At 49.2% G+C, this 16,559-nt stretch carries 9 protein-coding genes; all 9 read left to right on the forward strand.

All coding sequences use genetic code 11. The features are described from left to right. The first annotated feature begins 458 nt into the window (after positions 1-458). The 9 genes from ABWO75_RS03650 (at position 459) to ABWO75_RS03690 (ending at position 16,553) form a co-directional block, all read left to right on the forward strand. The gene (locus tag ABWO75_RS03650) at positions 459-3,578 is read left to right on the forward strand and encodes a SusC/RagA family TonB-linked outer membrane protein (protein ID WP_353182665.1); all 3,120 of its coding nucleotides are present in this window, start codon (positions 459-461) and stop codon (positions 3,576-3,578) included. An 18-nt stretch (positions 3,579-3,596) separates the two neighbouring features. Then, the gene (locus ABWO75_RS03655; RefSeq protein ID WP_353182667.1) at positions 3,597-4,943 is read left to right on the forward strand and encodes a RagB/SusD family nutrient uptake outer membrane protein; all 1,347 of its coding nucleotides are present in this window, start codon (positions 3,597-3,599) and stop codon (positions 4,941-4,943) included. 11 nt (positions 4,944-4,954) lie between these two features. Continuing rightward, entirely contained in the window at positions 4,955-6,343 is a 1,389-nt protein-coding gene (locus ABWO75_RS03660; protein ID WP_353182669.1) for a DoxX family protein, read from the forward strand. 29 nt (positions 6,344-6,372) lie between these two features. Beyond that, the gene (locus ABWO75_RS03665) at positions 6,373-8,004 is read left to right on the forward strand and encodes a hypothetical protein (RefSeq protein WP_353182671.1); all 1,632 of its coding nucleotides are present in this window, start codon (positions 6,373-6,375) and stop codon (positions 8,002-8,004) included. A 117-nt stretch (positions 8,005-8,121) separates the two neighbouring features. Then, positions 8,122-9,291, forward strand: coding sequence for a methionine aminotransferase (locus tag ABWO75_RS03670; protein WP_353182757.1), 1,170 nt, complete (start codon positions 8,122-8,124; stop codon positions 9,289-9,291). Next, positions 9,284-10,210, forward strand: a complete 927-nt coding sequence (locus ABWO75_RS03675) for a TIGR01777 family oxidoreductase (RefSeq protein ID WP_353182673.1) — start codon at positions 9,284-9,286, stop codon at positions 10,208-10,210. The genes ABWO75_RS03670 and ABWO75_RS03675 overlap by 8 nt, the downstream gene beginning before the upstream one ends. Continuing rightward, complete coding sequence (locus ABWO75_RS03680) at positions 10,207-11,622, forward strand: phytoene desaturase family protein (protein ID WP_353182675.1); 1,416 nt, start codon at positions 10,207-10,209, stop codon at positions 11,620-11,622. Before ABWO75_RS03675 ends, ABWO75_RS03680 begins: the two co-directional genes overlap by 4 nt. A gap of 478 nt (positions 11,623-12,100) precedes the next feature. Continuing rightward, positions 12,101-15,184 (forward strand): SusC/RagA family TonB-linked outer membrane protein, encoded by a 3,084-nt coding sequence (locus tag ABWO75_RS03685; RefSeq protein WP_353182677.1) that lies wholly within the window; start codon positions 12,101-12,103, stop codon positions 15,182-15,184. A 16-nt stretch (positions 15,185-15,200) separates the two neighbouring features. After that, complete coding sequence (locus ABWO75_RS03690; protein WP_353182679.1) at positions 15,201-16,553, forward strand: RagB/SusD family nutrient uptake outer membrane protein; 1,353 nt, start codon at positions 15,201-15,203, stop codon at positions 16,551-16,553. The last annotated feature ends 6 nt before the right edge of the window (positions 16,554-16,559 follow it).

Here is a 16,559-nt window from a genome sequence, read left to right on the forward strand (position 1 = left end):
CCGAACCCAACGGCATCATCCCCCCGGAGAACGGACCACAACGGATAAACCGGACTATTTCATTTATTTTAAGCATAATTTATAACCTGAAAAGGTATGTTTTGTGCATAAAAAAGTCTATTTAATTGGTATACATTTGCGTTGTGCTATTGAAACACAGTTCATTGTGTTTTGATTATTACTTGATTTTACACGCTATACTAATTAACAATGGACGATCAACAACAACTTATTAAGCAGGTATTTCCTTTACTGCGGTTCCTGGCTGCGCCTAATCCGTCACGCGGCTGGAACAATTCCTTTACTTACCCCATGCAGATGACCATGTGCTGCCGGTAGTCGGTACACGGCTACCGGACTTTCTCTTTTTGAATATGTGTCCAGCTACCTGGCTTTGTGCATTTTACAGCTAAATCCAGCAGTTGGTTGGTTTACCGAATATATTAAGAACATAAGCAATGGCTATCTATATCAAACGAATACCTTATTTAACTTTATTTATTTTTGGCAATCTACTCCCTTGTCTCCTGCTTTTGTGTATCACGGTGCTGTCAGCCAATGCACAGGAAACTACCCCACTGATAAATTCGACATTGGATGGTCTGGTCGTAGATGCGGTTACGAAGGAGCCGCTTGCCGGCGCTTCACTGCAGTTACAGGGCGTTACCCATCGTACGAAAACAAATAGCCAAGGTCGGTTTCAATTTATAACAGGCCAGCAGTTTCCCTATACCATCATTGTGAGCTTTATTGGCTATAAATCCAGGTCCGTTATCGCCGATGGCAGTCCGATAACCATCGAATTGGAGCCGGATGCCACCGGACTCGATGAAGTGGTGGTGGTAGGTTATGGTACGCAACGGAAAAGAGACCTTATCGGGTCTGTTGCCAAAATAACTGCCGAAGATGTCGCAACAATTCCCGTCGCCGGCTTTGATGCTCAGCTGCAGGGAACGGCTGCCGGCTTGCAGGTCAATTCACAGTCAGGTGTTCCCGGCGATGCGGTGGTCGTGCGGGTGCGCGGTGCAGCTTCAATCAACGCAAGCGCCGACCCGCTTTATATTATTGATGGTGTGTTTGTAAATAATGAAAGCTTGTCATCTGTTGATCTGGGCGGTAAAGCAACATCTCCAATTTCAGATATCAACCCCTCCGACATTGAAAGTATTGAGGTGTTGAAAGATGCAAGCGCAACCGCGATCTATGGATCGAGGGGGGCTAATGGGGTCATTATTATCACCACAAAGCGAGGTAATTATGAACAACCGGCTACGATCACCTTCAATACATTACAGGGGATCGCCTGGGCCGATCAAAACAGGCTTTGGAAACAGACCACCGGAATTGAGCATGCCCTGCTGGTCAATGAAGCGTGGATTAATTCGGGTATTGACAATCCAACATTGAACCAGACCTACGAAAACCGGCCCTTCCGCCCGGTGAACGAGTTAATCAATGGGGTACCTGGCCTGGGGCTTCCCGAGGAACAGAAAACGTACGATAGAATAAGTGATATTTTAAAAACCGCACAACTGCAGAACTACGATTTAGCGGTGCAAGGTGGAGGCATGGTTACACGCTATTATCTGGGAGCCAATTATACTTCGCAGGAAGCTAATCTGCGTCCTGCGCATTTTCAGCGGGGGAGTTTCAAGGTGAACCTGGACCAGAAAGTAAGTGATCATTTTATTGTGGGAACCAGTAATACCCTATCTTATTCGCACCGTAACCAGGTACGCGCCGGCACTGGTCCGGGCACGGGGATATTTCAGGCGGCCCTACACACACCCACGTATCAACCCAAGAATAATCCGGATGGTACACCATTCAGACAGGCGTTTGAGAATACGGATTTGTTGCTGACGGATGTGTCAGTACAAACGGCATCCCTGCGCTATATCGGTAATGTATATGGGGAAGTCAATTTTGCCGACTATTTTACATTAAGAACAAGCTGGAGCGCAGATTACAACAATTACGATGAAAGCGAATACAATACCGACAAAACATTAAGAGGCGCCGCCGGCGGGCTTGCCATCTCTGCGATTACGCAAAACAGTACGTGGATCAATGAGCAAACGTTAACTTATCGAAGGACGTTTTCGGATGACCATCATATTGGGGCCTTGCTGGGCAATACGTTCCAAAGCAATGTCCTGAAATTCACACAGGCCCAGGGTACAGGTTTTCCCAATAGCAACTATACGCAGATCAGTGCGGCAAGTGTAGTAACCGCTGAACAGGGGTGGACGAAGGTGAACCTGGCTTCATTCTTTGCCCGGGTGGATTATAATTACCGGAATAAGTATTATATCGAAGGATCCTTACGCGCGGATGGATCATCAAAATTCGGTGCCAATAACCGATGGGGCTATTTCCCTTCAGTGGGCGTATCATGGCGACTTAAGGAAGAGGCTTTTTTAAGGGATATCAACGCAATAAGCGATATTAAACTCCGCGCGAGCCTGGGAATCCTGGGGAATCAGAACGGGATCAATAATTTTGCAGCCCTTGGATTATGGTCCGGCGGCGCCAACTACCTGGCGGTCCCCGGCGGAACGGACCAGTCCGGAACACGTCCGTCACAGCTTGCCAACCCCGATTTACGATGGGAGAAAACGAGGCAGTTTGATGTGGGGCTGGACCTTGGCTTCCTGAACAACCGCCTGGCGGTTACCGTAGATTATTATAATAAGTATACGACGGATTTATTATTGCCCTTGCCGATTGAAGCGATTTCGGGCTTTTCGAGCTATTATGCGAATAGTGGCGAGATCAGTAATAAAGGCATTGAGCTTGCGATCTCGTCAACGAATATTGTGACTTCAAAATTGCGGTGGACGACACAATTCAACTTTACAAGGAACTGGAACCGCGTGGAACAACTGGATTTTCCGCTGGTCTATGGCTCCCGCGATATGGCCCGGAATGAAGCCGGTTATCCATTATATTCTTTCTGGCTGTATAAACAGCTTTATGTGGACCCGCAAACCGGCGCCGCGGTATTTGAAGACGTAAATGGCGATGGGAACATTACCGTGGCTGATCGACAGCTGCTGGGGGATGCAAACCCGAAGTTTTTTGGTGGTCTGGCTAACAATATAACCTTTGGTGCTTTTGATTTTAACGTGCTGTTGACTTATCAGTACGGCAATAAGGTGGTCAGTTTTGACAGAATACTGATGGAAGGCGGGGGCACCAAAGGCGGCAACCGCTCCATCCTGGCCTATAACCTAAACCGTTGGCAGCAACCGGGAGATGTGACCGACGTTCCGAGGGCAACCAGCGTGGGTAACAATTATGGTATTGAGCAAAGCAGCCGCTTTTTGGAGGATGGTTCATTTGTCCGTTTGAAGACGTTGACGGTAGGATATACGCTTCCAGGGAATGCAGCGGCAAAACTGGGGCTTAAAACGCTACGGCTGTATGCCGTGGGTTCGAACCTTTGGTTGCTGACCAATTACCTCGGCCCCGATCCCGAATCCGTGCATACGGCCGATCAAAATGCCCGCGGGATTGACGTGGGAACGGCACCACAGCCTATTTCATTTCAACTCGGTGTCAATCTTAAATTCTGATAGGTAAAAATGAAAACAATGAACGTACGAAACACATACTGCTTTATTATACTTACGTTTTTTTCGCTGGCGTCCTGCGAAACCTTTTTGGATGTGCAACCCCGCGATGAAGCATCGGATGACGCGACAATCGTAGACCTCGGCTCAGCTGAGACGGCACTAAATGGAGCCTATCGGGCACTGGCAAGCAACGGCTATTACGGCACTACGTTCCAGTTTGCGATTTACCTGCAGGGGGGCGAACTGGCCTGGGGAGATTCCCGGACGGTAAACCGGGAATTCATCCAGCGTGACGTCCGGTCCGATAACGAGGAAGTGGAGAGCGTTTGGGTTGCGATTTATAACACCATCAATCAGGTTAATCACATCATTGCAAAAGTACCCGCACTTTCGGATCAGCTGATTGATGGTGCATCCCGCAACCGCATACTCGGTGAGGCTTATTTTATCCGTGCGTTAGCTTATTTCGACCTGGCCCGTACCTGGGGAGGGGTGCAGTTGGTGCTTACTCCTACGGAATCGGTGGACGACACCAAGGGAATAAGCCGAAGCTCCCTTGCGGAAACGTACGCCCAGGTGCTTCGTGACCTGGACGAGGCGGAAAGCCGCCTGCCGACTGGCGTTAACCGGGTCCGGGCGACGAAGAATACCGTTTGGGCACTGAAAGCCCGGTTTTATTTATACCAGCAAGACTGGGAGCAGGCGGAGTTCTATGCCAGCGCGGTGATAGAAGACCCGAATTATACGTTGATGAAACCCTATAGCAGTTGGTTCGCCAATAATGTGGTGGGATCCCGGGAGTCGGTCTTTGAGACCGCTTACAGTAATAATAATACCAATGGTCACCGGAATAATTGGCAGCCTCCGGTTAATGGCGGGGTCCGTCGCTGGTTTCCGACAGATGAATTCATATCACAGCTTACTGATCCGGCTATTGGTGGAGGCAGAAAGGCACTTGTTGCGCAGACCCCTTCGGGCATCTGGTATGGGAATTTATATTACCGCAATCCACCCGTTGATCCGTCATATGTAATCCGTATCGCAGAACTATACCTGATCCGTGCCGAAGCACGGGCAAATTTGGGAGGATCAAGGTTGGTCGGTGCGCTGGACGACCTGAATACCATACGTGATCGTGCGGAGCTCAAGCCCGATAGCGCGTCGACAAAAGAAACCCTGCTGCTGGCGATCGAAAATGAACGTCGGTTTGAGTTTGCCTTTGAGCCCCATCGGTGGTTTGACCTGGTGCGGACGGGACGGGCGGATGAAGTACTCAACTTAACCGACCCGGATAAATATGTGCTGCCAATACCGATTGGCCAGATACTTATCGATCCGGCGCTTGAACAGAATCATGGTTATTAATAATGAATGTTATGGCATTTTCATTGGAACAAACCACCGTCGTATCCTGGAATCACCGGGAGAAAGTGATTTTTCGGTTTATTTTTAGCTATTTAATGCTACAGGCCGTGCCGCTGGACTGGAAGTATTACCAGCATGTACTTTCCATCAATTGGCTGCAATTGCAGTTCGCTGATATTTTCAATATCAGCAGGTATACCCCACAGTTTGTGCATCACATTAAATCCGTGGATTTCTGGGGATTGAATACATTGCTGGATTGGCTCTTCCTCGTGATCATTGCCGGCGTGCTGACCTGGATATGGTCATGGATCGCGCAAAAAAAAGGATTGAAGTGGAATTACGATCGTTTGTATTATGTGTTGCGGGTTGTGCTGCGATACCGGCTGGCTATCGGTGTAATCGCCTATGGGCTGATCAAGGTCTTCCCGCTCCAAGCACCCAATCCGTCTTTGAGTAATTTCAATACGAATTACGGTGATTTGTCGGCCTGGAAAATTTTTTCATTAAGCCTGGGCATAGCCCCCTCTTTTGAGGTGTTTTTGGGAAGCCTTGAAGTGCTGGGCGGACTCTTGCTGCTATACCGCCGGACAACGGCTATCGGCGCCTTTCTGATCCTTGTTTTCCACGGTAATGTATTCCTGTCAAACCTGGCATACGAAGGTGGCGAAGCGATTTATAGTTTGTATTTGCTGCAGATGGCTGCTTTTCTGCTGCTGCACGATATACACCGTATCATTCTTGTATTTTCACTGGCTAAACCAGCGCAACCGGACAACTACCGACTCGTTTATGCTCATGCGTGGCAGCAAAAATTGCGGATTGGGCTGAAATCGGCTTTTGTTTTCTTTTTTGTGGGCCTTGCTGGATACAAAGCTTATGTGGTATACACGGAGGGTCCATACCAGTACCCTGAAACGCCGGGCCTGACCAATGCCCGTGGTTTATATAACGTTCGTGAATTCCGATTCAACGGCCGGGAAATTCCTTATGATAAAAAAGATACTGTCCGCTGGCAGAATGTGGTGTTTGAAGAATGGTCTACACTGAGTATTAAAACGGCCGCAAAGATCCAGCCTTGGCATGCCACAAGCGAAGTATTTCATCGCGATGACCGGGATCGACTATATGAATTGGCGGGTACTGCCGGCCGTCATTATTATCATTATCGCATTGATACCGCGGCGCGTGCGCTGCATTTGGAAAATAAAAACCCGCATTATGCGGGCGATCAATTCGTGTTGCATTATAAACGTCCTGATGCACATACGCTCGTTGTTTTCGGAACGACGGCTGCGGGTGATTCGGTAACCGCGGTGCTCGATCGCCTGGATAAAAAATACCTTCGAGAGGAACTTCAGCGGACCGGCGGAAGACGGGGAAATGAATTGATTTTGTAGTTCTTATTGCATACTTAAAACATTGCGTTATGTCAGAAGAAAAAACAATCCGGCAGCCGGAAACAGCGAATCCAGCCGTGTCCATACCAGCAGGTGATGGGCCATCCCAGCCGCGTGCATGGACCGCCTTTCAAAAGTTTGCTTTTCGGGTCGGCTTTATTTACATCGTGTTGCTGGTAGTACCTCCGGGGGTGTTTTCGATACCGCCGGATTTTAGCTGGTTTCGACTATGGATTGATACGGACTGGACCAGCCTGCATTATCGTGACCTGTATGACATTGCCCGTTTTAACCCATCATTCCCATGGCTTACCCAATGGCTGGGGATTCCGAGGTTAGCCGGGCATGCAATCTGGGTAACCTTGCTGGCGATAGCTTCGGTCGGCGCATTCGTATGGACGTTGATCGATCGAAAAGCCAGGGAGTATAATACGTTGTACTATTGGGCGTTGGTAATGGCCCGTTACCGGGCGGGCATTGGTATTATTGGTTTTGGCTTTACCAAATTGCTGCCTGTTCAGATGCCGTATCCTTCTGAAGGGTTGCTGAATACGGATTTCGGTGATTTTTCGGGTCAGAAAATCTATTGGATGTCTATCGGTATTGTGCCTTGGTATCAAGTATTTGCAGGTATCGTTGAAGTGCTTGCGGGTACGCTGCTATTTTTCAGGCAGACCACTGTTTTCGGAGCCGCTTTACTTTTTGGTGCCCTGGGCAGCATTACTTGGGTAAATCACGCGTATGATGGTGGTGTACAGGGGTATGCGTTCTATTTTGTGTTGCTGGGATTGTACATTTTTGGTTATTACGTGCCTAGAATACACCGGCTGTTTATCCTGCAGCAATATACTGTGCCTGTTGATTACTGGCCCACGTTTCCTAAGCGCTGGCAAAAAGGGCTCCGTTATGGGTTGAAGGCCTTTGTCATCTTTCTGTTCCTCGGGGTGCTCTTTTACCTGCAGCTGGTGGACTTTCTGTACGACCCCTATAAACAGCCTTCGACACCCGGGGTAAAGGCCCTGCGCGGATACTACGATGTTTCGGAGTTTAAGATTAACGGTGAGGAAATACCGTATTCTCCCCTGGATATCGTGCGCTGGCAGGAAGCGATTTTTGAGAAGTGGACTACCCTGGCCTACAAGGTGAACAAGCCCACCAGACTGAGCCTGTCCAATGGGGGTGGTAACCCCATCATGGATTTGGAGCGGAATTTTGAAATCACCGGTACGGCTGGTGGGAGGCGGGTATTCCATTATTATGCCGACACGACAACGCAAATGTTATACCTACAGGATAAAGTCCCGGTTGGTGGCGACTCCGATGAACGTGGTGTGCCGGCAAGTACTGCCCGGCAGGCGGCAGTGACATCCGGCCTGTCCGCCGGAGACTGGATTGATGAAACAGCGTGGGAACGCATCGGTGATGAACGTACCAAGATTCACCCACGGGGAATTAACACCCGAAGGAACCGCGGATTTGCAAGGGGGCCGCGTCCACTGACACGACATAAAATGGTCCTGCATTATGAAACTGCCGACGGACAGCGGGTGGTGCTGACCGGGACGAATGAGCACCGGGACTCCCTGTATATTGTGTTGGACCGCGTAGAGCGAAACTACCTGTTATCCAGAAGTTCGCTGGAAGCCGGACAGTATGATTAATAGACTGGTAAAATGCTAATCATCGAAAGTGATACTGTCCTTAGCCTACGTTTGGTATATTTGTGGTCACCCAGTGCATACTTGCCCTTGGCATCGGGATTAATATAACTTAGTTTGATGAATTCATTTCCCCAATTTAATCCAAAGCTTCCGGCTGTTGGCATCAGTATATTTTCCAGGATGTCGGCACTCGCCCAGCGATACGGGGCCATTAATCTTTCTCAAGGCTTTCCTGATTTTGATTGTTCGCCGAAATTGATTGGTCTGGTTGAGAACTATATGCGTAAAGGGTATAACCAATATGCCCCAATGCCGGGCGTACTTTCGCTGCGTGAGCGCATAGCGGAAAAAATAGCGCATACATACGGGTTGACCGTTGACCCGACGGAAGAGATAACCATAACGGCCGGCGGCACGCAGGCACTCTTTGATGCTATAGCAGCGGTGGTTAATTCTGGTGATGAAGTAATCGTTTTTGACCCGGCTTATGACGCTTATGCTCCTACTGTGCAATTGTTTGGCGGTGTGGTACGTCATATTACCTTACTGGCCCCTGATTTTGCGATTGACTGGCAGCAAGTAGCACGTTGCATTACCGAGAAAACAAAGCTGATCATTATCAACTCTCCGGGTAACCCGAGTTCGAAACTGCTGACGGACGTTGATTTTAATAAACTTTCGAACCTAATACAGGGAACCGGCATTTTTGTTTTGAGCGACGAAGTATACGCAGACATCGTATATGACGGGCGTAGGTTTTCCAGCGTATTGCAATACCCTGCACTGCGGGACCGGAGTTTTGTGATCGGATCGTTCGGAAAGCTTTTCCACGTAACCGGATGGAAAGCGGGATATGCTGTGGCCCCTTCGTGGCTGACCGATGCATTTAGAAAAGTACATCAGTTTAACGTTTTCAGTGTAAATACCCCGGTACAGCACGCACTGGCGGATTTCCTTGACGATCAATCGGAATATGAACAATTGCCTGCTTTCTTCCAGGAAAAGCGTGATTTTTTGCGTGCGGCAGTGGAGGGAACGGGTTTCCGTCTCTTGCCCTGTGAAGGAACTTATTTTCAGCTGGTTGATTATTCCGCACTGAGTGAGCAGGAGGAGGGGGGATTCAGTGAACGGTTAACCAGGGAGTTTGGATTGGCAACGATTCCGGTGGCAGCTTTCTATACGGATCCCATTAGCCAGCGGTTATTGCGCTTATGTTTTGCTAAGTCGATGCATACGCTGGAAGCTGCAGTTGAAAAGCTACGGAAAATAGACATGTTTTATGGCTAAAATCATCATAGCCGGTGGGACTGGCTGGCTTGGGTCGGCGATTATCCGGTATTATTTGAACGCGGCGAATGAGCTTGTCGTATTAACAAGGACAGTAAGGTCAGCACGTGATGGCGTGCGTTACGTTCGCTGGGACGGCTGCTCAATGGGTGATTGGTATAGGGAACTGGATGGTGCCGATACGGTGATTAATCTGTCGGGCGAATCTATCAATAGCCGATTAACAACGGCTAACAAAGATCGGATATGGCGTTCCCGGATCGACACAACAACGGTAATTGGCGAAGCGATACAGCAGGTTTTGGTTCCGCCGAAGTTATGGATCAACGCTTCTGGAATTTCGATTTATGAATCGTCAGATGTAGTCCGGAACGAAGGAGATGAGCCGCATGGAGAGGACTTCCTTGCGCGGGTGACCCAGCAATGGGAGCAGGCGCTTCGCGCCAGGCACACACCGAATACACGCAATGTGTGGCTGAGAATCAGCGCAGTGTTGTTTGCTAATGGGGGCATGCTGAAGCCGTTGATCCGTTTGGTTCGTCTGGGACTTGGAGGGCGTATTGGCAACGGTAACCAGTATGTTTCATGGATTCATGAAACCGACTTTGTCCGGGTAGTGGACTGGATTATTAACCATCGTGATATCTATGGTGTCATCCATGCCTGTAGTCCAAATCCGGTTCCGAACTGGGAATTGATGAAGGCATTGCGCCACGCATTGAAGATGCCATTGGGACTGCCTAATTATACTTGGGCTGCAAAGATCGGTGGCTTGCTTATCGGTGTAGACGCGGACCTGATACTGTCCGGTCGGCGAATCGTTTCCCATAAGCTTCCGGCGGGAGGTTTTGTCTTTGATTATCCCGAAATTAATGCAGCAATCCGTAACTTAGTTGCCAAAAGTGAAGCACACGCATGAAGTATGATGCGATAATAGTTGGGTCCGGTCCCAATGGACTTTCGGCTGCTATTACCCTGCAACGCGCCGGGCTTCAGGTCCTGTTATTGGAAGCCAGGGACACGATCGGTGGTGGTACGCGGACGGCCGAACTGACCCTGCCGGGGTTCTTTCATGACGTTTGCTCGGCTGTGCATCCAATGGGTGCTGCCTCTCCATTTTTCCGGACGTTGCCTTTACATGAGTTTGGCTTGGAATACCTGAATCCAGAAGTATTAGCGGCACACCCGTTTGACGATGGTTCCGCCGCGGCGCTTTATCAATCGATAGCTGATACCGCCGCAGGTTTGGGTGAAGACGGCCCGGCTTATCGCCGCCTTTTTGATCCATTGGTGGAGGACTGGCCACGGATTGAAGCGCATATCCTGGGACCGATGCTGAAATGGCCGAAAGATCCATTTGCATTGGCAGAGTTTGGGCTGAAGTCACTGCAATCGGGGAAGCAGATTGCCGCCCGTTTTAAAACCAGACACTTAAGAGGTTTATGGTCGGGTATCGTTGCCCACAGCATGATTCCATTGGAATCACTCACATCATCGGCTATTGGATTTGTGCTTACCATAGCGGGTCACCGTGGCGGATGGCCGATTCCCAAGGGCGGATCACAACGTATTGCGAATGCCTTGGCAGCTTATTTCCAGTCATTGGGCGGCGTGATCCAAACGGATACAATGGTAACAGCACTCGCGGATTTACCAGAGGCAAAAGCCATATTGTTTGATACTTCACCTAAGCAATTGATTCAAATCTGTGGAGATAGGCTGTCTTCTTTTTACCGATGGCAATTGAGGAACCACCGGTATGGGATGGGGGTATTTAAAGTAGACTGGGCATTAAGTGAACCGGTTCCTTTTGTTGCGGAACAGGCGCGAAAGGCCGGTACGGTGCACTTAGGAGGTACCTTAGCGGAAATTGCAGCGGGCGAGCGACTGGTATGGGAAGGAAAGTGCGCCGATAGACCGTTCGTGCTATTTGCCCAGCAGAGTGTCTTCGACGATACGCGGGCCCCGGCGGGTAAACACACAGGCTGGGCGTATTGCCATGTCCCCAATGGTTCTACTCAGGATATGACCGAGGCAATCACCGCCCAGGTGGAACGTTTTGCCCCGGGATTCCGGGACACGCTATTGGCCACGCATACGTTCAATACAGCCGCTATGGAAGCGTACAATCCAAATTATATTGGCGGCGATATTAACGGTGGCGTGGTGAATATTGCACAGCTATTCAATAGACCCGCCCTCCGGTTTTCACCTTACCGGACATCTGCAAAAGGAATTTATCTTTGTTCTGCATCGACGCCACCCGGTGGAGGCGTTCACGGCATGGGTGGTTTTTTTGCAGCCAAACAGGTATTAAAAGATCTTTTTTAATCGTTTCCGACACGTTACGATGTCGTATAACCGGTTTTGCGTATGTTTTCTGCATATCATAGGCATGATTTATGCCTATACCGGGAAAAAACAAGTGGCTACCTTTGTCATACTGAAATAAGTAATTGTCTGTTTTCAAATGATTAAAAAATGAACACTAAATTTACCCAAGGAACGCTGCCTGTCGTGCAACATTCTATTTGCATTGATCTTTCCAAATCATCTCCCATGTCGGCAATGCCTATCATGTACGCCGGTAATATGTGCCGTTAACCGACACAACGATCTTCCTTTTGAAATGGCTGAATGGAGACTGAAAAAGCCGTTTCAGATCACGTAATATTTAATTTTTGTCGATGGGTTAAATACCCGGGTTTTTGATGTTGGCGGGTGGTGATGTGAATACCGGGGTTGCTGGTTTCTTGCAGCAACAAAATCTATTTAAACCATAGATTATACATGATAATTAAAGCGATATATGATTATTCATAAAATTCAAAGACGATATCAATGGCTGTGGATACTTTGTGGGCTTGTTGTGCTGACGTTCCCTGTTGAAACAATAGCGCAGCAGACCGTACCGTTGGTTAATTCCGTATTAGATGGCACGGTCATCGATGCGGCGACGAAAGAACCCCTTGCCGGCGCGACGATTGACATTGCTGGAATAACACACAGTACAAAAACGGATGAGAACGGGAAGTTCCGTTTCGTAACCGGGCAGAAATTTCCTTACACGCTTATCGTAACCTACATCGGATATAAAGCAATCAATGTGGTGGCCGACGGAAGTCCGATTACCATTGCGCTGGAACAGGATGCCACACTATTGGAGGATGTCGTTGTTGTGGGATATGGCACCCAATCACGACGGGACCTGGTTGGCTCGGTTTCAACGATTAAAGCGGATGAAACTAAGCAGATTCCGGCGGGAAGTTTTGATGCCCAATTGCAAGGTAAGGCTGCGGGCCTGCAGATTTCGTCAAATACGGGGGTGCCGGGTGAAGGGATTTTCATCCGCGTAAGGGGAACAACGTCAATTAACGCGAACAATGACCCACTATATATTGTTGATGGAATTTTCTTAAACAATACCAGTTTACAGACGGTCAGTACGGGAGGTAAGGAAACCTCACCGATCGCAGACATCAACCCATCAGACATCGAAAGTATCGAAGTGCTAAAGGATGCGAGTGCGACGGCTATTTACGGCGCGCGCGGTGCCAATGGAGTAGTTATTGTGACCACCAGGCGTGGTTCATTTAACACGAAACCTGTTGTTGGCTTCAATGCCACCCACGGATGGGCGCACGCCCCGAAAATATGGGAAATCGCGTCCGGGCCTGAAAACGCGGCACTGCTCAATGAGTCCTGGATTAACTCGGGGATTGATAACCCCGCGCTGAACCAGACGTATGAAAACCGGCCTTTTCGACCCGTAGAAGACGGTGGGCGGGGCACCCCTGAAGAACAGGAAACTTACGACCGGTTGGGAGACATATTCCGCACTGCCCAATTGCAGAATTATGATTTGACATTGCAGGGAGGGAACAACAGTGCCCGATATTATATTGGTGCGGGATACAACAGACAGGAATCGATTATGCGGCCTGTGTATTTTGAGCGTTCGAGCTTTAAGCTTAACCTCGACCAACAAATCAGTGACCGGGTACAGATTGGCTTGAGCAATGGCGTGTCGCGCACGTTCAGGAACCAGGCCCGTGCTGGTGATGGTCCCCAGGGAGGTATGTTTCAAACCGCATTGCTGGTGGCCACGTACCTGCCAAAAAACAATCCGGATGGGACGCCGGCCAAATGGGGACCTTGGGATAACCTGGATGTACTCTTGAATAACTATGATGTAACCACGGCTAATCTTCGTTACATCGGAAATATTCACGCTGATGTTGAAATTCTTCCGGATCTGAAGTTCCGGACCAGCTTTGGTGTCGACTATAATAATTACGAAGAAGCAGAGTACTGGAATAGCCTAACACTCATCGGAGCACCACCTACAAATGGACGCGCTACTTCAGCAATCAGCCAGAACAGCACCTGGTTGACAGAACAAACGCTTACTTATAGGAAAAATTGGGGGCAACACCGCTTCGGGGCCCTTATCGGAAATTCCCTGCAGGGCGATGTACGGAAAACGACGTCTGCTGAAGGTACCGATTTTGCCAATGACTCTTTTAAACTGATCGCTTCTGCCGCGAACCGGATCAGTAACCAGTTTTGGACACAGTCAAAACTGGCCTCATTCTTTTCCAGGGTTGATTATAATTATGCAGGAAAATATTATATCGAAGTGGCCGCCAGAGCCGATGGGTCATCCCGTTTCGGACGGAATAATAAATGGGGGTATTTCCCGTCCGTAGGCGTTTCCTGGCGAGCAAAAGCGGAGTCTTTTCTCGAAGATGTCGACGTGATTGATGATTTGAAATTGCGGGGGAGCTATGGGCTGGCTGGTAATCAAAACATTGGTGACTTTGCAGCGCGGGGTTTGTGGTCGGGAGGGGCGGGATATCCCGATATCGTGGGTGGCGGCGACAAACCGGGTACTGCACCGCAGCAACTGGCTAACCGGGATTTGAAATGGGAGCGTACCCGGCAGGTGAACGTGGGATTGGACATCAGCCTGCTGCGGCAACGACTCAACATCGAATTTAACCTTTATCATAAATATACCAAGGATGCATTGCTGCAGTTGCCGCTGCCTTCCACCACCGGATTTGGTTCCTATTATAGTAATGAAGGGGAGATTATTAATAAAGGCTACGAGATCGGTATCCAGACGGTGAACATACGCCACAAAAATTTCCAATGGCAAACGAGCTTTAACCTGTCGGGTAACACCAACCACATCAAAAAGCTGAATGCACCTATCAATGTCTATAGCCGCGACTGGATCCGGATGCAGGAGGGCTACCCGATGTACTCCTTCTGGTTGTATAATCAGTTATATGTGGATCCCAGTACCGGGGATGCTGTGTTTGAAGATGTAAACGGAGATGGGCGGATTACTGTGGCTGATCGCCAGATTATGGGAAACGCATTGCCTGATTTTTACGGCGGAATTACCAATAATTTCACGTACGGATCATGGGATCTCGGTGTGCTTTTTACCTTCCAATACGGCAATGACGTATATAATATGAATGAGTTCTTCGATATGGCGGGCGGTACGCGCCCCGACCGCTTCGCAATCGCCAATTCGACCAAACGGTGGCAGAAACCGGGCGACGTGACTGATGTTCCCCGATTTACTACCGTGGGTAATAATTACCGCCTTGAGCAAAACAGCCGGCTGCTGGAAGACGGTTCATTTCTGCGCCTGCAATCCCTGACCCTGGGATACACGCTCCCCAATCGGATCGCGGAACGGATAAGGTCCAAATCCCTTCGGGTTTATTTAATTGGGTCCAACCTTTGGTTGCTGACGCGCTATACTGGATTGGATCCCGAATCGAACGTTTCCAACGGACAGCATGTTCAGGGGCTGGATTTCGGCACCCCTCCACAGCCACGTACAATACAGCTCGGCATTCAATTATCTATTTGATTAAAAGCTTAATAAAATGAATATAAAACTTATTTTATGCTATATACCGGCTTTGTCAGCCGTGCTTTCCTGTAATTCGTTTCTGGAAGTAGAGCCACAACAATCTATTTCAGATGAAGCAACAATCACCAATGGCACTTCTGCAGAAACGGCAGTCAGGGGCATGTACCGCGCACTAGCCGCTGAAAATTATTACGGAACCACTTTCCAGGCGATTGGATATTTATCAGGGGATAACATCGAATGGACAGGTTCCCGGGCGACCGCCGGCCAGTTTGTCAATCATGATGTGCGTGCAGATAATGAATCCGTGGCCGCGGTTTGGTCAGCTATTTACAACACAGTTAACCGGGCGAATCACATCATCGATAAAGTTGCCGCTTTGCCGCTGGAACCGACGTTTACCCAGGAGAAGAAGAATCAGTTGCTGGGTGAAGCTTATTTCGTCAGGGCATTAGCATATTTTGATCTGACCCGGTTATGGGGCGGTGTGCCACTTTACCTTAACCCAACGTCCACATCAACAGACAACCGTGGCCTCCCGAGGAGCAGTGTTGAAGAAACGCTTGCTCAGGTACTGCGCGATTTAGATGAAGCAGAAATATTACTACCCGAAACAACAAATCGCATCAGGGCAACACGGAAAACCACCTGGGCATTGAAGGCGCGATACTACCTCTATCAAAAAAATTGGGAAAAGGCCGAAGGTTACGCAACAAGGATAATCGACGATGAAGCAAATTACAGGTTATTACAGCCATATGGCACATTCTTTATGAATGATGCCGTGGCTACTGCAGAGTCCGTATTTGAATTAGCTTACAGTGCCACCAATACCAACGGCCATCGGGGCAACTGGCAGCCGCCACAGCTTGGCGGCACAAGGCAGTGGGCTCCCAATGCCGAGTTTGTCGCGCTGGTAACTAACCCGGCCATTGGTGGTAATCGGTCGGTACTGGTCGACCGGACATCCGACGGACGGTGGTACGGTAATCTGTATTACCGAAGTCCGGCAACTGACCCCGCGTATATAATCCGTATCGCCGAATTGTACCTGATCCGTGCCGAAGCACGTGCCCGGCAGGGAGGGGAGAAACTTGAAGGCGCACAGCTTGACCTCCAAGCTGTACGCAGTCGCGCCGGACTGGTTTCCTCCGGCACGGCTACACAAGAAGGGCTTTTACTGGCGATTGAAAAGGAACGCCGGATAGAATTTGCTTTTGAGCCACACCGGTGGTTTGATTTAATCAGAACCGGCCGGGCGGCCGAGGTGCTGGGATTAGCGGACAGCAGGCGATACGTACTGCCGATCCCTGCGGACCAGATCCTGGTAGATCGTGCATTGATACAAAATGACGGATATAACTAATCAGCG

It is taken from the genome of Parapedobacter lycopersici, from assembly GCF_040395035.1.
Classification (GTDB): Bacteria; Bacteroidota; Bacteroidia; order Sphingobacteriales; family Sphingobacteriaceae; genus Parapedobacter; species Parapedobacter lycopersici_A.